16 protein-coding genes and 4 tRNA genes are annotated in these 16,669 nt (G+C 69.1%); 4 read left to right on the forward strand and 16 right to left on the reverse strand.

What is annotated here, in order from left to right; all coding sequences use genetic code 11:
* Positions 1 to 53: 53 nt before the first annotated feature.
* The 13 genes from OG439_RS15460 to OG439_RS15520 all read right to left on the reverse strand — a co-directional run bounded on the left by OG439_RS15460 (position 54) and on the right by OG439_RS15520 (position 11,025).
* The gene (locus OG439_RS15460) at positions 54 to 563 is read right to left on the reverse strand and encodes an XdhC family protein (RefSeq protein WP_326950046.1); all 510 of its coding nucleotides are present in this window, start codon (positions 561 to 563) and stop codon (positions 54 to 56) included.
* Between the two features lie 19 nt (positions 564 to 582).
* On the reverse strand, positions 583 to 849 hold the full coding sequence (locus OG439_RS15465; protein ID WP_326950047.1) for a hypothetical protein: 267 nt from the start codon (positions 847 to 849) through the stop codon (positions 583 to 585).
* A 32-nt stretch (positions 850 to 881) separates the two neighbouring features.
* Positions 882 to 1,139, reverse strand: a complete 258-nt coding sequence (locus OG439_RS15470; protein ID WP_326950048.1) for a hypothetical protein — start codon at positions 1,137 to 1,139, stop codon at positions 882 to 884.
* A 4-nt stretch (positions 1,140 to 1,143) separates the two neighbouring features.
* Entirely contained in the window at positions 1,144 to 1,626 is a 483-nt protein-coding gene (locus tag OG439_RS15475) for an NUDIX hydrolase (RefSeq protein ID WP_247052277.1), read from the reverse strand.
* Complete coding sequence (locus OG439_RS15480; RefSeq protein WP_326951556.1) at positions 1,623 to 2,768, reverse strand: glycosyltransferase family 4 protein; 1,146 nt, start codon at positions 2,766 to 2,768, stop codon at positions 1,623 to 1,625. The genes OG439_RS15475 and OG439_RS15480 overlap by 4 nt, the downstream gene beginning before the upstream one ends.
* Positions 2,769 to 2,786: 18 nt before the next feature.
* Positions 2,787 to 3,704, reverse strand: a complete 918-nt coding sequence (locus tag OG439_RS15485) for a phosphatidylinositol mannoside acyltransferase (protein ID WP_326950049.1) — start codon at positions 3,702 to 3,704, stop codon at positions 2,787 to 2,789.
* The gene (pgsA, locus tag OG439_RS15490) at positions 3,701 to 4,327 is read right to left on the reverse strand and encodes a phosphatidylinositol phosphate synthase (RefSeq protein ID WP_247052279.1); all 627 of its coding nucleotides are present in this window, start codon (positions 4,325 to 4,327) and stop codon (positions 3,701 to 3,703) included. Before pgsA ends, OG439_RS15485 begins: the two co-directional genes overlap by 4 nt.
* An 89-nt stretch (positions 4,328 to 4,416) precedes the next feature.
* A complete protein-coding gene (locus tag OG439_RS15495; RefSeq protein WP_247052280.1) occupies positions 4,417 to 4,947 on the reverse strand; it encodes a MarR family winged helix-turn-helix transcriptional regulator in 531 nt (176 codons plus the stop codon).
* Positions 4,948 to 5,000: 53 nt separating this feature from the next.
* Positions 5,001 to 5,555: an HIT family protein gene (locus tag OG439_RS15500; protein WP_326950050.1), complete on the reverse strand. Its 555-nt coding sequence runs from the start codon at positions 5,553 to 5,555 to the stop codon at positions 5,001 to 5,003.
* Positions 5,552 to 7,579, reverse strand: coding sequence for a threonine--tRNA ligase (thrS, locus tag OG439_RS15505; protein ID WP_326950051.1), 2,028 nt, complete (start codon positions 7,577 to 7,579; stop codon positions 5,552 to 5,554). Before thrS ends, OG439_RS15500 begins: the two co-directional genes overlap by 4 nt.
* A 139-nt stretch (positions 7,580 to 7,718) precedes the next feature.
* The gene (locus OG439_RS15510; RefSeq protein ID WP_326950052.1) at positions 7,719 to 8,333 is read right to left on the reverse strand and encodes a malonic semialdehyde reductase; all 615 of its coding nucleotides are present in this window, start codon (positions 8,331 to 8,333) and stop codon (positions 7,719 to 7,721) included.
* 184 nt (positions 8,334 to 8,517) lie between these two features.
* Positions 8,518 to 10,047, reverse strand: a complete 1,530-nt coding sequence (locus OG439_RS15515; protein WP_326950053.1) for a sugar transferase — start codon at positions 10,045 to 10,047, stop codon at positions 8,518 to 8,520.
* A 906-nt stretch (positions 10,048 to 10,953) separates the two neighbouring features.
* Positions 10,954 to 11,025 (reverse strand) — tRNA-Val (locus OG439_RS15520).
* A gap of 394 nt (positions 11,026 to 11,419) precedes the next feature.
* Here OG439_RS15520 and OG439_RS15525 point away from each other — a divergent pair.
* The 4 genes from OG439_RS15525 (at position 11,420) to OG439_RS15540 (ending at position 12,214) form a co-directional block, all read left to right on the forward strand.
* Positions 11,420 to 11,845: an SsgA family sporulation/cell division regulator gene (locus OG439_RS15525; RefSeq protein ID WP_033293569.1), complete on the forward strand. Its 426-nt coding sequence runs from the start codon at positions 11,420 to 11,422 to the stop codon at positions 11,843 to 11,845.
* 124 nt (positions 11,846 to 11,969) lie between these two features.
* Positions 11,970 to 12,042: transfer RNA gene (locus OG439_RS15530), tRNA-Gly, on the forward strand.
* A gap of 25 nt (positions 12,043 to 12,067) precedes the next feature.
* Positions 12,068 to 12,138 (forward strand) — tRNA-Cys (locus tag OG439_RS15535).
* 1 nt (position 12,139) lies between these two features.
* Positions 12,140 to 12,214 (forward strand) — tRNA-Val (locus tag OG439_RS15540).
* Between the two features lie 224 nt (positions 12,215 to 12,438).
* On the opposite strand, the gene OG439_RS15545 is transcribed toward OG439_RS15540, so the two are convergent.
* The 3 genes from OG439_RS15545 to OG439_RS15555 form a co-directional block, all read right to left on the reverse strand.
* Positions 12,439 to 13,506 (reverse strand): integrase core domain-containing protein, encoded by a 1,068-nt coding sequence (locus tag OG439_RS15545; protein ID WP_326950054.1) that lies wholly within the window; start codon positions 13,504 to 13,506, stop codon positions 12,439 to 12,441.
* Positions 13,507 to 13,773: 267 nt separating this feature from the next.
* Positions 13,774 to 14,817 carry an FAD-dependent monooxygenase gene (locus OG439_RS15550; protein ID WP_326950055.1) on the reverse strand — a complete coding sequence of 348 codons (1,044 nt, stop codon included), beginning with the start codon at positions 14,815 to 14,817 and terminating at the stop codon, positions 13,774 to 13,776.
* A gap of 27 nt (positions 14,818 to 14,844) precedes the next feature.
* On the reverse strand, positions 14,845 to 16,665 hold the full coding sequence (locus OG439_RS15555) for a hypothetical protein (protein ID WP_326950056.1): 1,821 nt from the start codon (positions 16,663 to 16,665) through the stop codon (positions 14,845 to 14,847).
* Between the last annotated feature and the right edge of the window lie 4 nt (positions 16,666 to 16,669).

The following is a 16,669-nucleotide window of genomic DNA, read 5'->3' on the forward strand; positions in this document are numbered from 1 at the left end:
GAGTGTTTAGGGCGGTTAGAACCGCCCTAAACACTCACGACGGGTCTGGGCCCTCAGAAGTCGAAGCCGCCCGGGCGGTTGTTGCGGTCGGCCAGCAGGCCGGCGAGCGTGGCGATCGCGATCTCCGGCGGCGTGCGCGAGCCGATGTTCAGGCCGACCGGGCGGTGCACCCGGGCGATCTCGGCGTCCGGCACGCCGAGGCCGCGCAGCGCGGCCAGGTGCGGGCCGGGGTGGCGCGGGTTGCCGAGCACGCCGATCCAGCGCGGCTTCTCCTCCAGCGCCGCCTTGAGCACCGCGCCGAGCTCCGGCCGGTGGTGGTCGGTGACGACGACGTCGGCCGACCCGTCGAGCGGCGGGAACGTCGTCGCGGCCTCGAACCCGTCCGGGACGTCGGTCGCGCGCGCCGCGTCCGGGTCGACCAGCGCGACGTGGAACCCGAGGTCCCGCGCGAACTTCAGCAGGTACCGCGCCACCGGAGAGGCGAAGACGGCCACCAGGGTCCGCACGCCGGCGTCCGGTTCGGCGGCGCCGTGGGCGACTTCGCAGGCCTCGGGTTCACTCATGCCGCCATTGTGCCCCCGCTCAGCGCACTTCCTCGCCCAGCGAGACCCGGAACTGGTACGTGTCCGTCTTGCCCTTGACGAGCACCAGGTACCCGCCGGCCACGCGCAGCACCGTCCGGCCCTGCGGCGACCACGGCCGCGCCGGCCGGTGCTGCTTGGCCAGCAGGTACGCCTCGTCCTCCGCGCTCTCGCGGTCGGGGTAGCGCTCCGCTTCCGCGACCGACCAGCCCCGGGCGTCCCCGGCACCGCCCTGCTCCTCGACGACCACCCACCAGATCGAACTCATGCCCCTTCGACGCGGGCGGGCGCCGATCCGTTTCAGATCTCTTCACCCACCGTCAGCCGGAAGTGGAACGTCGAGGTGCGGCCGTCGACGATCACCAGGTAGCCGCCCGCGACCCGCAGCACCCGCCGCGACTTCGGCGACCACGGGTAGGCGGGCTGGTACTCGCGGGCGAGCCGCAGCGCCTCGGCCTCCGCGGTCTGCTGGTCGGTGCACGGGAAGGTCTCCGACAGCGACCAGCTCCGGCCGTCCCCGGTGCCGCGCTGCTCTTCGACGACGACCCACCAGCTCACGGCGTCAGACCTCCGGCTCGGCGAACTCGAAGTACTCCGGCACCGGCGCGGTCCCGGCCAGCCGGAAGTACCGGACCTTCCGGCGCCGACGCAGCCGCAGGGTGTCGCGGACGGCGTCGTTGTGGACGCGCCGCGCGATGATCACCCGGTGCTCGGCGTCGGTCAGCTCCTCGGCCAGCTCGGGCAGCAGGCCCGCCCGGTCGACGCGGCTCAGCTCCCGGGTCAGCTCGTTCTCCTCGGTCTCGCGGTCGGGCCGGGGCGCCGCTTCGGCGCGTTCGGCCGACGTCCGCAGCTCCGCGTCGCCCAGCACCACGGCGACCGCCCGGGCCACCACCGCGCGGCGGGCCAGCGCCGCGTCGAGGGCCGCCCAGCCCGCGTCCATCCGGACGTGCAGCCGGTCGAGCCGGTTCGCCGTCGCCACCAGGAACAGCCCGCCGAGCACGACGATCACCGCCAGCACCGGCAGCAGCCAGCCGAGCACGCTCACCGGGCGAACTCCCGCTCCGGCGCCGCGACGCGCCGCGGGTCGGCGGCGACGGCCGTCTCGTAGACGCGCAGCACCTGCGTGGCCACCACGGACCAGTCGAACATGGTGACGCGCTCCCCCGCCGCCGCGGCCAGCGACGCCCGGCGCGCGGGGTCGCCGAGCAGCTCGCGCAGCCCGTCGGCCAGCGCACCCGGGTCGCCGGTCTCGACGAGCATCCCGGCCCGGCCGTCGTCGAGCACCCGGCGGAACGAGTCGAGGCCGCTCGCCAGCACCGGCGTGCCCGCGGCCATCGCCTCGGTGAGGATCATCCCGAAGCTCTCGCCGCCGGTGTTGGGCGCGCAGTAGACGTCCACGCTGCGCAGGGCCTGGGCCTTGACCGCGTCGGTGGCCTGGCCGAGCAGCTCCAGGTGCGGCGCCAGCTCGGGACCGGCGTCGCGGCGCAGCTGGTCCTCGTCACCGCGGCCGACGACCACCAGCCGCAGGTCCTCGAACTCCGGCAGGATCCGCCGCAGCGCCTCCAGCAGCACGCCCATGCCCTTGCGGGGCTCGCCGAACCGGCCGACGAACCCGACCGTGCCGCCGGCCCGCGGGTAGCCCGGCAACGGCGTCGCTGAGGAGAAGAACTCGACGTCGACGCCGTTGGGGACCTCGACGGCGTCGCCGCCCGCGTGCTCCACCTGGACCCGGCGGGCCAGCGCGGACACCGCGATCCGCGCGGTGATCTTCTCCAGCAGCGGCCGCAGCACGGGCTGGAACGCCGAGAGGGTGCGCGACCGGGTCGTCGCGGTGTGGAAGGTGGCGACGATCGGGCCGTCGGCGATGAGCAGCGCCAGCAGCGACAGGCTCGGCGCGGCGGGCTCGTGCAGGTGCAGGACGTCGAAGTCGCCTTCGCGGATCCAGCGCCGCACGCGGGCGTAGGACACCGGGCCGAACTGGAGCCGCGCGACCGAGCCGTTGTACCGGATCCCGAGGGCCTTGCCGGCCGGGTGCACGAACTCGGGCAGGTCCGCGTCGTCGTCGGCGGGGGCGAGCACGGACACCTGGTGCCCGCGGGAGATCAGCGCCTTCGTCAGGTCGATCACGTGCCCCTGGACGCCGCCGGGCACGTCGAAGGAGTAGGGGCACACGATCCCGATCCGCATCGGTCGCGCGGTCACGGCTCAGCTCGCTTCTTCGAGGCTGCCCGGCTCGGCGGCCTCCATGTCCGCGGGCCAGAACTTCTGCACCATGTGCCAGTCGGCGGGGTGCGCGGCGATGTCGCCGGCGAAGATGTCGGCCAGCGCCTGCGTCGCGGCCGGGACCTCGGCCCGCGCGGTGACGCGGATGCGCGGGTGCAGCCGGACCTGCCAGCCGTCCTCGGTGAACCAGCAGCCCGCCGGGATCAGCGCGGCCCCGGTCGTCGCGGCCAGCCGCGCCGGGCCGCCGGGCATCCGGGCGGGCTCGCCGAAGAACTTCACGGGGATGCCGTTGTCGGTCAGGTCGCGGTCGCCCACCAGGCAGACGGCCTTGTTCTCGCGCAGCCGCTTGAGCAGCACGCGCATCGCGGAGCTGTCGCCGGTCAGCGGGACGATCTCGAACCCGAGCGACTCGCGGTAGGAGGCGAAGCGGCGGTAGAGCGACTCGGGCTTCAGACGCTCGGCGACGGTCGTGAACCCGCCGAGGTAGTCGGCCAGCCAGACGCCGGCGATGTCCCAGTTGCCGCTGTGCGGCAGCGCCATCACGGCGCCGTTGCCCTCGGCGAGGGCCGCGTCGAGGTTCTCGACGCCGGTGATCGAGGCCGCGACCTTGCCGCTGACCTGCTTCTGGTCCATCGACGGCAGCCGGAACGTCTCGTGCCAGTAGCGGGCGTACGAGCGCATCGCGCGCCGGGTCAGCTCGTCCAGCTCGGCCGGGTCGGCCTGCGGCACCACGCGGGCGAGGTTCGTGCGCAGCTGCCGCACGCCCCCGGCGTCGCGGCGGACGGCGAGGTCCGCCCCCAGCGAGAACACGGTGCCGCCGAACCCGGCGGGCAGCCAGCCGGCCAGCCGCCACGCGGCGGCGTACCCGAACTCGCTGAGCCTGCCGGACACCTTGCTCATACCGGCTGCTCCCCGGCGGCGGCCTCACGGGCCGCTTTCGCCACGCCGGCGAAGCGCTGCAGCAGCGTGATGACCGACAGCACGGCCAGCAGCCAGAGCGAGATGTCCACGGTCCACGGCACGCCGAGGCCGTGCAGCCCGGTGCCGACCAGCGCGATGATGAGCCGCTCGGCGCGTTCGACGAGACCGCCGTCGACCGGCAGGCCGGACGCGTCGGCGCGAGCCTTGACGTAGGAGATGACCTGGGCGAGGACCAGGCACAGCAGGGCCGCCGCGGCGGCGGGGTGGTTGTCGTCGACCACGAAGCACCACCAGGCGATCGCGGCGAACAGCGCGCCGTCGACCAGCCGGTCACAGGTGGCGTCGAGCACCGCGCCGAACGGGGTGCCGTAGCCGCGGGCCCGGGCCATGGCGCCGTCGAGCAGGTCGAGCATAGCGAAGCCCCACACCGTGAAGGTGCCCCACAGCAGGAAGCCGTTCGGGAAGAAGACCAGGGCACAGGCGATCGCGCCGGCGGTGCCGAGCACGGTCATCGCGTTCGGGGTCAGCCCGGCGCGGACCAGCGCCTGGCCGATCGGATCGGTGACGCGGGAAACGGAGGCACGCGCGAAGATATTGAGCATCGGTTCGTCTGAGGCACCTGGCTACGAGGGTCGGGTGGGCGATGGCAGCCTATCGACCCGCCCCGGTGAACCCGACGCGCCGCCCCGCGTCAGCCCGATTTCGGCAGCCGGACGACCTCGCCCGGGTACTCGCGAGCTTCTTCGGCAGCCTGCGCCGCGGCGCATTTCGGCGACAGCCCGTTGCGGATCGCGGCGCTGATCTCGCCGAGCGCGGCGACCTGCTCCGGCGTCAGCGGGTCGAACAGGCTCTCCCGGACGGCCTCGACGTGTCCGGGGGCCGCGGCTTCGAGGGCGGCGAAGCCTTCCTTCGTCAGGACGGCCCACGCGCCGCGCTTGTCGGTCGGGCAGGCCTCGCGGCGGACCCAGCCGTTGGCCTCCAGGCGCGCGACGGCGTGCGAGAGGCGGCTGCGCGACGCCTGGCGCGCGTCGGCGAGCTCACTCATCCGCAGCCGGCGGCCGGGCGCCTCCGACAGCGAGACGAGCACCTCGTAGTAGGTGTGGGGCATGCCCGAGTCGTGCTGGAGCTGAGCCTCGAGGTGCGCGCTGAGCATGCGCGTGGCCAGGTTGAATTCACGCCAGACGCGCTGCTCGTCGTCACTGAGCCATCGAGTATCGGACATACCCCCAGCATACCCCTGGTTGAACCCTCAACCAGGGGTTGCCGGTTACCGGTTCACCAGGCGTCGGCCAGCAGGTCGCGCGTCTCGCCCAGCAGCTGCGGGAGCACCTTCGTCTGGCCGATCACCGGCATGAAGTTGGCGTCGCCGCCCCAGCGCGGCACCAGGTGCTGGTGCAGGTGCGCGGCGATCCCGGCGCCCGCGATGACACCCTGGTTCAGCCCGATGTTGAACCCGTGCGCACCCGACACCACGCGGATCACCTTCATCGCGTGCTGGGTGTACTCCGCGACCTCGCGCGTCTCTTCCGGCGTCAGGTCGGTGTAGTCCGCGACGTGCCGGTAGGGCACCACCATCAGGTGCCCCGGGTTGTACGGATAGAGGTTCAGCACCGCGTACACGACCTCGCCGCGCGCGACGATCAAGCCGGTCTTGTCGTCCATCGACGGGATCCGGCAGAACGGGCAGCCGGGCTCCTCGTCGCCGTCCGGCTTGTCGTGGCCCTTGATGTAGGCCATCCGGTGCGGGGTCCAGAGGCGGTGGAACGTGTCCTGGACCCCGACGCCCTGCTGCTCGACGAGGTCGGGACCGGCTTCGGGACCGTCGCTCACCGGACGACCGCCGCCAGCGCGTCGGCCGAGGGCGACGCGTTCTCGCGGCCCTCGATCCAGCCGGCGATGGCGGCGACGGCGTCGGCCACCGGGACGCCGTTGATCTGCCCGCCGTCGCGGAAGCGGAACGACACCGCGCCCGCCTCGACGTCCTTCGCGCCGGCCAGCAGCATGAAGGGCACCTTCTGCGTGGTGTGCGTGCGGATCTTCTTCTGCATCCGGTCGTCGCTGGCGTCGACCTCGGCGCGGATCCCCTTGGCGCGCAACGCCTTCTCGACGTCCCGCAGGAAGCCGACCTGGTCGGCGGTGATCGGGATGCCGACCACCTGCACCGGCGCCAGCCACGCCGGGAACGCGCCCGCGTAGTGCTCGGTCAGCACGCCGAAGAAGCGCTCGATCGAGCCGAACAGCGCGCGGTGGATCATCACCGGCGTCTGCCGGGTGCCGTCCGGCGCCGTGTACTCCAGCTCGAAGCGCTTGTTCTGGTTGAAGTCCAGCTGGATGGTCGACATCTGCCAGGTGCGCCCGATGGCGTCCTTGGCCTGCACCGAGATCTTCGGGCCGTAGAAGGCCGCGCCGCCCGGGTCCGGGACCAGCTCGAGGCCGGAGTCGACGGCGGCCTGCCGCAGCGTCTCAGTGGCCTCCTCCCACTCCCAGTCCTCGCCGATGAACTTCGCCGAGTCGCCGCGGGTGGACAGCTCGAGGTAGAAGTCGGAGAGGCCGTAGTCGGCCAGCAGGTCGAGCACGAACTTCAGCAGCGACCGGAGCTCGCCCGGCATCTGCTCCTTGGTGCAGTAGATGTGGGAGTCGTCCATCGTCAGGCCGCGCACGCGGGTCAGGCCGTGCACCACGCCCGACTTCTCGTAGCGGTACACCGTGCCGAACTCGAACAGCCGCAGCGGCAGCTCGCGGTAGGACCGCCCGCGCGAGCGGAAGATCAGGTTGTGCATCGGGCAGTTCATGGCCTTGAGGTAGTAGTTCTCCTCGTCGAACTGCACCGGCGGGAACATGGTGTCCGCGTAGTAGGGCAGGTGGCCGGAGGTGTGGAACAGCTCGCCCTTGCTGATGTGCGGGGTGTTCACGAACTCGTAGCCGGCCTCCTCGTGGCGGCGGCGCGAGTAGTTCTCCAGCTCCCGGCGGATGATGCCGCCCTTGGGGTGGAACACCGGCAGGCCGGAGCCGATCTCCTCCGGGAAGGAGAACAGGTCCAGCTCGGCGCCGAGCTTGCGGTGGTCGCGGCGCTCGGCCTCGGCGATGCGCTCCAGGTGGGCGTCCTGCGCCTCGGCCGACTCCCACGCCGTGCCGTAGATCCGCTGCAGCTGGGGGTTCTTCTCGCTCCCCCGCCAGTACGCGGCGGCGACGCGGGTCAGCTTGAACGCGGGGATGAACTTGGTGGTCGGCACGTGCGGACCACGGCAGAGGTCACTCCAGACACGTTCCTTGGTGCGCGGGTCGAGGTTGTCGTAGATGGTGAGCTCGCCCTCGCCCACTTCCATCACCTCGGAGGTGTCCACTTCGGACTTGAGGTCGACCAGCTCGAGCTTGAACGGCTCGTCCGCCAGTTCCTTCTTCGCCTCGTCCACGGAGTCGAAAACGCGCCGCGAGAACTGCTGGGCACCCTTCACGATCTGCTTCATGCGCTTTTCGAGCGCTTGCAGGTCTTCCGGGGTGAACGGGGTTTCGACGGCGAAGTCGTAGTAGAAACCGTCCTTCACCGGCGGGCCGATACCGAGCTTGGCCTGCGGGAACTGCTGCTGCACGGCCTGGGCGAGCACGTGCGCCGCCGAATGGCGGATGACGCTGCGGCCGTCCTCGGTGTTCGCGGCGACCGGCTCGACCTCGGCGTCGGCTTCCGGGGCCCAGGCGAGGTCGCGCAGCTTGCCCTCGGCGTCGCGCACGACGACGACCGTGTCCGCGCCCTTGGTTGGCAGGCCCGCTTCGCGGACCGCCGACCCCGCCGTAGTGCCCGCCGGTACCACCACGCGGGAGGCGGCCACGGGGGAAACGGGGGACGGCTGCGACACGATCGGCTCCTCGAACTGGAGTGACAAAGACGACTCCGACGATGCTAGTCGGCGGCCGGTCCGCGCCTCACCCGCGTCCGGGAATGCCGGACGGGCCGCCTCCACGCCGGAGGCGGCCCGCCCGATCGGGTTAGTCAGTTCAGAGGGTCTCGACGACCTGGTCGAAGTCCAGCCGCGGCAAACGGTCGAACCACGGGTTCTCGCCGGGCTTGCCGACGTTGACGACGACCAGCGAGCGCAGCGGCTTGCCGTCGAAGAACTCCTTGTCGACACCGGCGGCGTCGAAACCGGTCATCGGGCCGGCGGCCAGCCCGGCGGCGCGGACGCCGATGATGAAGTAGCCGACCTGCAGCAGCGAGTTCAGCTTGGCGAACTCGACGCGGCCCTCCTCGTCCGAGAAGCTGTCCTTCGCTCCCGGGGCGTGCGGGAAGACCTGCGGCAGGTTCTCGTGGAAGTCGACGTCGGCGGCGAGCACGACGGTCAGCGGCGCGGCCTCGGTCTTGCCGCGGTTGCCCGGGGCCATGTGCGGCAGCAGGCGGGCCCTCGCCTCGGCGGTCCGGAGCACCAGCACGCGCAGCGGCTGGGTGTTCTTCGACGTCGGGGCCCACTTGACGAGGTCGTAGATCGCGCGGACCTGCTCGTCGGTCACCGGCTCGGAGCTGAAGCTGTTCGCCGTGCGCGCCTCGCGGAACAGCAGGTTCTGGACATCCGCGGGCAGCTCGAGGACCTGATCCTGCTCGGCAAAGGTGGTCATGCGCGGGGTTCCTTCCGTGGGTCGGTCATCCCGTCCAACCTGATTGAGCGTTGAACTATTTCGCGCTCGGCCATCCTGCGCCGGTGAAGTGGATCACCAGACCCGGGAACAGGCACGGCCGCCGATCCCCCGCGGCGGGGATCGGCGGCCGTGGCGCGGAAAGCGCGGTGGGAAACCGGACGGGTCAGTAGGCGCCCTGACCGCCCATCACCGCGCGGAACGTCTTCCAGAGGATCACCAGGTCCAGCGCGAGGGACCAGTCCTCGACGTAACGCAGGTCGAGCCGGATGCTCTCGGCCCAGGTGAGGTCGGAGCGCCCGCTCACCTGCCACAGCCCGGTCAGGCCCGGCTTCACGAGCAGCCGGCGGCGCGCGTCCGGCGCGTACTGCGCGGTCTCCTCCGGCAGCGGCGGGCGGGGCCCGACGAGCGACATCTTCCCGGATACGACGTTGAACAGCTGGGGCAGCTCGTCGAGCGAATACCGGCGCAGCAAACCACCCACACGGGTGATACGCGGATCCCGTTTCATCTTGAACAGCGGGCCCGCGCCCTCGTTCTCAGCCTGGAGCTTTTTGCGGATCTCGTCGGCGTTCGTCACCATCGTCCGGAACTTCAGCATGGTGAAAACGGCGCCGTCACGCCCGACGCGGTGCTGGCGGTAGATCACCGGGCCGCGGTCGTTCAGCTTGATCGCGACGGCGATCGCGAGCAGCAGCGGGGACATCATCGTGAGCAGGAACGCCGAGCCGGCGCGGTCCACGATCTCCTTCACCACGCGACGCCCGCCGGTGAACATCGGCGCGGTGACCCGCAGCAGCGGCATCCCCAGCACCCCGGTGACGTTCAGCCGGGGCCCGGCCACCTCCATCAGCACGGGCGCCACGACCATCTCGGCGCCGGTGCCCTCCATGTCCCAGGCCAGGCGCTGCAGGCGCTTCGGGCTCCAGTACTGGTCGGCGGTGATCGCGACGACGCGGTAGCCGCCGCGGCGCACGTGCCGGGACAGCTCTTCCAGCCGCCCGACCACCGGGACGCCGTCGATCTCCCCGCTGTCGCGGTCGGCGCCGTGCCCGGTGAACGTGCAGGCCGCCTCGACGCGCCAGCCGACGTGGACCTCGGACCGCGTACGGGCGATGAGGTCCGCGACGGTCTCGGGGCTGCCCGCGGCCATCACCGGCAGCAGGCAGAGTCCCTTGGCGCGCTTGCGGTGCAGCACCTGGCGCAGCAGGTAGCGCTGCGGGAACGCGACGAGCGCGATCGCCGGGACGACGACGAACACCCATACCTGGACCTCGAGCGCGCCGAACAGCAGCCCGCCCAGCGCCACGAGGACGGCCGCGGTGATGAAGCCCCGGCCCAGGGTGCGGTACTCCTCCGCTCCTTCGCCGAGCACGCGCGGGCTCCACGCCCGGCTCACCGGCAGGGAGACGAAGATCGCGAGGATCGTGCCGAACGCGTGCATGTCGTGCGGAGCCACGCGGTCGATGACGAACGCGCTGATCGCGATCACCAGCAGCGTCACGAAGACGTCGCTGCCGATGACCCAGGCTCTGTATCTGGCCTCCCAGGCCGCCGGTAGCGCCTTGGGTGGCGGGGTTCCGGCCGGATCTACGGCCGGGGCCCCGTCCCGCTTGGCGGGTCGCGGGATGGCTTGGAGGTCGATGTGCGGCGGTGGCTGGGCCACCGTGTACGAAGGCCGCACCGACTCTTCCATCAGACCTCCCGGAAACAGGAATCGGAGTTGTAACCGCGGGCACACTGCGTCACCGAGAGTGATTTCGGAGAGTGATGGCAAACTCGGTGGTCGCGCTGGGGCCGCGGAAGCTTCACAAGGCAAGGTATCGGCGACTCTCTCAGCATCGTTACAACGATTTCGAGCCACATGCTGTGCGTCTTCCCCGCCAGAAAATGGCCGCAAGATAACAAGATGATGACGATGGGTAATAGCGCGTATCCCGAGGAAAACTACGCAATGTAGCCAAAAATGCGATACCCGCACCCGGGTGGACGCCGCCCGCCCGAACGGCCGAGCGGCCGGCGGAATCCACTGTGGACATCGCGAGGGACCGGCGGTCCACAATGGATCGAACGGCGCCGTGCCGGGCCCGGGCGGTCCGCCGGGTGATCACGCGGTGACGTTCGTCGCCAAGTCGTCACTCGTGCCGGTTTCCGTCACGGATCACCCTGCGCGAGCGGACCACGGCCCGAACGCGGCCGAGCCGGTGATCCACCGGCTGCGCACCGTGACCACGCGGTCACAGCGGGACGGCCCGGCGCGATCGCGCCGCCGTCGCGTGCCGAGGATCACACCACCACCTCCCAGCGTGGCCCGGTTCGACAGAAAGCCACCGACACGGCGGTTTCCGGAAGAAAGTCCCACCGGGCCCGCGACACCGGGCCCGAAGCTCTGTTGACAGCTCATACGGCGCAGTCGCGGGGACAGTTCACTCCGGATCGCACGCCTACCCGCGCGGGGGATGGCCGCACTCCGGAGGCCACCGCGAAAAGTGACCACACGCTGGGGGTCCGGGACCCGCCTCAGCGGAGCGTGGTCGCCACCGGACACAACGAGAAGAGCCCCGCCTGCGTTTCCGCAAACAGGGCTCTTCCGCGATTCGGGTGGGCGATACTGGGATCGAACCAGTGACCTCTTCGGTGTGAACGAAGCGCTCTCCCCCTGAGCTAATCGCCCGCTCGGGGTGTTGGGGGTAACTGTAGCGCACGACTTCAGAACGCCTGCAAACGGGTGGTCCTGAGCGACCACACTCCGCTTACCGGCGAGTACGGAACGAACAACCCCGAGCTAACCGGGGTTGCGGGGCCCGGGGGCCGCCCGACACGACGTTCGACATCCGTGCGACGGTGCTACCACGCGGCGATCAAACCGCGCAGTATGGACAGGTGGGACCCTCGCGGGCGCGTCCGTCGTACTGCGTGCCGCAGGTGAACCACGGACGACAGACAGGGGCCGATGCGCCCGGACGGGTGATCTGCGGCTTACCCGCGACGGAATCGGCCTCCCGGTGCGTCCCAGTGGTGACGCCCTCGGCCAGGCCGGGCCGGGAAGGGAGACGAGGGGTAGGACGATGCGCAACGATCACGTGACGCTCCGCTCGACGGCGGTCTTCGACCTGCTGGCGCCGCGGACGCCCGCGGTTCCGGTGAAGGTGGAGCTGCGCTACGACACACGCGACCCGTACGCGGTCGTCGCCGCCTTCCGCACCGGCCGCGCCGGCTGGGTCGAGTGGGTTTACGCCCGCGACCTCCTCGCGGACGGCCTCCTGGCGGACGCGGGCGACGGCGACGTCCGCATCCGCCCGTCGGTCGAGGACCCGGAATCGGTGCTCATCGAGCTGAACTCGCCGTCCGGGCACGCCATGTTCGAGGCGTCCGCCCAGGAGCTGGCCGACTTCCTCGACCGCACCTACGACGTGGTGCTGCCGGGCAACGAGCACCTGTGGGTGGACGTCGACGACGCCCTGACCCACCTCATTCCGCACGATCTGGCCTGATCACGGCGCCGCAACGGCCAAGTGACACCCCGGTGTCAAAGCCGTTTGCGGGGTTCGATATGGTTTTTGCACACCACGGCGACGGGGTGAGGCGCACAGCCTCAAGGCCCCGAAGCTGCGGAGTGCGGATGTAGCGCAGCTGGTAGCGCATCACCTTGCCAAGGTGAGGGTCGCGGGTTCGAATCCCGTCATCCGCTCGGTAGGCTTCTCGAGGCCTGGCACGGTGGAGTGGCCGAGAGGCGAGGCAACGGCCTGCAAAGCCGTGTACACGGGTTCGAATCCCGTCTCCACCTCGCGCGATTAGCTCAGCGGGAGAGCGCTTCCCTGACACGGAAGAGGTCACTGGTTCAATCCCAGTATCGCGCACCACCTGAAACTGCAGGTCAGAAGCCCTGTCCCTCCCCGGAGGGGCAGGGCTTCTACGCGTCAGTCGGCGACGATCCGGCGACGGCACCCAGCGCCCGGATGGCCCTCCCAGACCGTAGGTGCGGGAACCAGGACACCAGCTTCGCCCGCTCCCCCGGGTACAGCGACGCCAGCGACCGCAGCCTGTGGGGTTCCAAAAAGGCAGTCACCTGCCCTGACCAGTAGCTTTACGCGGCCCGTTTGTACTCGCTAATCAGGCCTCCGAGGAGTCGCTGTCGCTTGATCCGCTGAGAGCCGTGGTTTGCCATGGGGTAGGTCGGGCGGGGTGGGCGAAGCTCGCGGGACCGGTGCGGCCGTCGACCGTTGTAGTGCCGGAGGTACTCGGCGAGCGCGGCGCGCAGATGCCGCTCGCTCACGATCAACATGCGATCGGTGAGCTCGGTCCTGACTGTGAGCACGAACCGCTCGGCGTAGCAGTTCGCCCGCGGGCAGCGCGGAGGGATCTTTACCGTCTCGACGCCGACGTCGGCCAGGACAGTGTCGAACGAGACCGCGAACTGACCAGCCCGATCGCGGACAAGAAACCTGAACTCGCCGACTCGATCGCCGAGATCCATCACCAGGTTGCGGATCTGCTGCGTAGTCCACGCGCCGTCCGGATTCGTGGTCGTTCCCAGGATGTGGACGTAGCGGCTGCCGACCTCCAGCACGAAGAACACGTAGATCCGCTTCAGGGTGAACGCGCAGTCGACGTGGAAGAAGTCGCACGCCAGCGCCGTCGCCGCCTGCGTGCGCAAGAACTGCCGCCAGGTCGTGTTGTTCTGCCGGTCCGGAGCGGGTGGTATCCGCGCACGCTTCAGGATCCGCCGGATCGTCGAGGAACCGACCCGGTGACCAAGCTTGGCCAGCTCACCCTGAATTCTCTTGTATCCCCAGTGGTGATTCTCCCAGGCCATCCGTTCGATCAGGTCGGTGAGCGCCTCGTCGACGGGCGGACGGCCGGCTCGGTATGAGTAGGTCCACTTCCCGGCGACGAGGCGCCGGTGCCAGCGCAGGATCGTGCCCGGGGTGACCAACCGGTGTGTCCGCAGCCCGGTGGGCAGCAGCCGAACCAGCGCGGCGAGAACAGCCCGGTCAGCCCAGTTCAGGCGAGGTTTCGGGTTGCCTCGGCGCAGCACGGCCACCTCGTGGCGTAACACGAGCAGCTCGACGTCCTTCGACGCCGACGAGCGCCCAAGCAACACCAGCAGGCTCACCAGCCGGAGGAAGATCAGGTAGAGCAAACGCAGCGCCATGGCTGGCGATCACGCTCTGCCCATTGAACGCGCCCGCCACCGCAGGTCAGATCCACGAACCGACTTATGGAACCCCACAGGGCCTGGGCCGACCAACTACGCCCCGGCGACCTCCGGCTGACCGACCTCAAACGCACCATCCACGCCTGGACCCGGCTCGGCCGACCAGGCCGGGAGCGACTCGGCCTCACCGTGTACCCCAGCCGCCCGCACCGCGTCTGGCTCGACCAGCCCGACAACCACAACCATTGGGACATGCACGTCAAGTCAACGGACGCCGCGGGTCAACAGGCCGAAAGCGAACTCGTCGATGTCCTGACCCCAGTGGTCAGCGACGTTCTCAAACCATTCCTGGCTGGCCCGGGCCACCTGCTGCGCACTGGCGACGACACGACGTCGCAGCGTCTCGTAGTCGGCCAGACCGGCCGAAATGTCGCCGTGCTCTTTCAGGCAGTACGCCAGAGTGCGTGCATCCGCCATCGCCAGATGTGTTCCGGACCCGACGGAATAGTGCGTGGTGTGCGCCGCATCCCCCAGCAGTACGATGTTGCCGTCCCGCCACGTACGGTTGGCAACTGTCGCGAAGTCGAGCCATCGCGAGTTTCCGAGAACGATTCGATGGCCTCTCAGCACCGCCCCGAACGTGTCCGAGATCCAATCGGCATCGGGCAGGCCCACGTCTTCCCACAGCGACCTGGGTATCTCCACGATAATCGACGAGGCGGATTCACCGTACGGGTATCCGTGCAAGTGCACGATCCCGCGCGGAGTACGGACGAAAGCGAATTGAAACGCCCTGAACTCGCGGTCGGTACCCAGCCAGATGTATTTGTTGCACCCCCACGACAGGTGCGTGCCGAAAGCGTCCGCGCGTGCCTTTCTGACCGCCGAGTTCGCACCGTCCGCGGCGACCACAACATCGTAACTTTCGGAAAGAAAATCGATCGACGCGGCGTCCCGATTCAGATGCAGCGTGACCCCGAGCGTTGCACAACGCTCCCGCAGAGTGTCCAACAGCCGTCGCCGACCCATCGCCGCAAAGCTGTGACCATGCGACGTGACCTGCCGGTCGTCGACACGGATATCGATGTCCGAGCAACACGACATTCGTGCCTCAAGCGCCGAAAACGACGACCCGTCGGTGCCGCCTACGTCACCGAGAAGACCAGCAGGCAACACAACACCGAAGCCGTCCCTTCCCCCGACGGGCCCGCGATCCCACAGATCGATATGCCAGTGCGGCTCCAACTTCTTACCCACAGCGGCGAAGAAGAGACCACCCGGACCACCCCCGACAACAGCGATGCGCATCCTCTTCACCACGTCAACCTCCCGAGATTAGGAGTACGGGGTTACCACATCGATCGGACGCAGTAGCGTGCCGAGCATCCGCAGAGAGAACGTCGTCTCGAAATGTTCTCTACGCAGTCCAGCCAACCCGCGCAGCCGCAATCGCTCCACGACTGCCGGCGCCCTTCGGAGGCGCCCTCCCGCACCAAGATACGTGAGAGCCAGGTTCGAGACCTTCTCCTGGTGCAGCTCGCCCATGACCTCGACTAGGACCTCTTCGTTCCTCGTCCGGCACGGCAGCCGCGGCACCGCACCGCTGCCGGGAAACCATTCATTCGAAACCTGACACTGCGCCGTCCTCCATCGATAGACATCCGGTGCGCAAATCCTGCGGTCCGCGAAGACGTGCGCCGTGATGAACTCGTGTACATCGAATACAGCTGCGCCGTCGGCGAGAACGACATCGGCACGGACCCTGTCCTCCGTCACCGTCACGGTGGCGTCCAGGACGCCCGGGGCATCCACCAGGCACGACCGCAGCACATCGGTCTGCACCCACCTGTTCGCGACGAGCCGGCTGCCTACATGAAGCCGGTCCCTGTCGCGGAACAACTCCCGCGCGGTCGCCACCCGCATCGACAACCGCCTGGCCAGCCGCACAAACCGATACACAATGAACGGCAATTCCAGCGCCAAATCACGGGAAATCACCTTGTCGTCCGCCAAGATATTCATTCGAACATCACTGTCGTTGAGTTGCTCCAAGATGAACACCGGGGACAGGCAGTCGACCATGTTCTGGCCAATGGAGCTGACAGCTTGTTTCTGCCCCTCCACAATTTCGGTCACCTCGGCCGCCATCTGTTGCAGTGGGATATAGTCAAAATATGTCGGAGCGGCACCGCCGATTCCGCGCCGCTGCAGGATCAGCGCATCGCGATCGATGTCGGACGAGAAGCCACACTCCATCAAGGCCATGTAGGCGTCCAATGAATTTCGGCGCATTTCCCGCAGTGCGGACAGGAACGTGTCCTCGGCTCGAATGCTGATCGATTCTCGAACATTGAAGGTCCGGCAGGCGATCTCCCTGCTTTCGAAGCTGTCCGTGTACACCACATTGGCCAGAAGTACATTCGACTGGCCGGACAACTGCGACATTGCCCACGCCACCGCGAACTTCGCGCAGACTGTGCTACCGACACCCGCGTCATCTCCGAGGACCTCGAGTTCAGTGCCCAGCCCCGGCACCGCCGTAGCGGCGCAGTAGTGGGAATGAGGTACCGTTGACCGGACAGCGGGCACCACGGCCTGCGGCGCATGGGCCCACCCGGCCGTACGTTGCTCGTTGCCGGTCCGGCCGGTCTCCCCCGTCAACGTGAACTGACGACCGACCACCGGTAGCGGCGGATCCCACTCCGGGTCAAGGATCGCCGAGCTCAGATCCGTGCGCCACACCGCCATTCCGAACGCGTCCGCCAGGATATGTCGCAGATACAACCGCACCGACGACACGGCCCCACCGTCGACGGCCAACACCATTTGCCACAAGTAGCGACCGTCCGATACCGCGCCGCCGATTTCCGGGGCGAACTCCGGCGAGCCGCTGTCGACGATGGTGACCGGTGGCGTGAAGTCGATCGGGTCCGTCACCATCCGCACCGGATCACCGGAGGAATCGATGCCGAAATTCGAGCGTAGAATCTCGTGGCGCGCGCATAGTCTCGCTACCCCGTCGAGCACGTCCGACGCACTGGACCGTACATCCAGGTCCCATTCCTCCCGCAGCACGACATCCTGACCGTCCTGCCCCATCCAGAACAGTGTCAGCCAGCCCTGGAGCTCGATGTCGGTGAGATGCTCGACCCGCACTACC

This window comes from Amycolatopsis sp. NBC_01307 (assembly GCF_035975215.1).
Classification (GTDB): Bacteria; Actinomycetota; Actinomycetes; order Mycobacteriales; family Pseudonocardiaceae; genus Amycolatopsis.

What these genes read in the sequence shown, in the direction of transcription:
- OG439_RS15465 (WP_326950047.1), bottom strand. Translation starts at nt 849, where the DNA reads ATGAGTTCGATCTGGTGGGTGGTCGTCGAGGAGCAGGGCGGTGCCGGG.
- OG439_RS15515 (WP_326950053.1), bottom strand. Translation starts at nt 10,047, where the DNA reads ATGGAAGAGTCGGTGCGGCCTTCGTACACGGTGGCCCAGCCACCGCCG.
- OG439_RS15510 (WP_326950052.1), bottom strand. Translation starts at nt 8,333, where the DNA reads ATGACCACCTTTGCCGAGCAGGATCAGGTCCTCGAGCTGCCCGCGGAT.
- OG439_RS15485 (WP_326950049.1), bottom strand. Translation starts at nt 3,704, where the DNA reads ATGAGCAAGGTGTCCGGCAGGCTCAGCGAGTTCGGGTACGCCGCCGCG.
- pgsA (WP_247052279.1), bottom strand. Translation starts at nt 4,327, where the DNA reads ATGCTCAATATCTTCGCGCGTGCCTCCGTTTCCCGCGTCACCGATCCG.
- OG439_RS15525 (WP_033293569.1), top strand. Translation starts at nt 11,420, where the DNA reads ATGCGCAACGATCACGTGACGCTCCGCTCGACGGCGGTCTTCGACCTG.
- OG439_RS15545 (WP_326950054.1), bottom strand. Translation starts at nt 13,506, where the DNA reads ATGGCGCTGCGTTTGCTCTACCTGATCTTCCTCCGGCTGGTGAGCCTG.
- OG439_RS15550 (WP_326950055.1), bottom strand. Translation starts at nt 14,817, where the DNA reads ATGCGCATCGCTGTTGTCGGGGGTGGTCCGGGTGGTCTCTTCTTCGCC.
- OG439_RS15480 (WP_326951556.1), bottom strand. Translation starts at nt 2,768, where the DNA reads ATGCGGATCGGGATCGTGTGCCCCTACTCCTTCGACGTGCCCGGCGGC.
- OG439_RS15495 (WP_247052280.1), bottom strand. Translation starts at nt 4,947, where the DNA reads ATGTCCGATACTCGATGGCTCAGTGACGACGAGCAGCGCGTCTGGCGT.
- OG439_RS15460 (WP_326950046.1), bottom strand. Translation starts at nt 563, where the DNA reads ATGAGTGAACCCGAGGCCTGCGAAGTCGCCCACGGCGCCGCCGAACCG.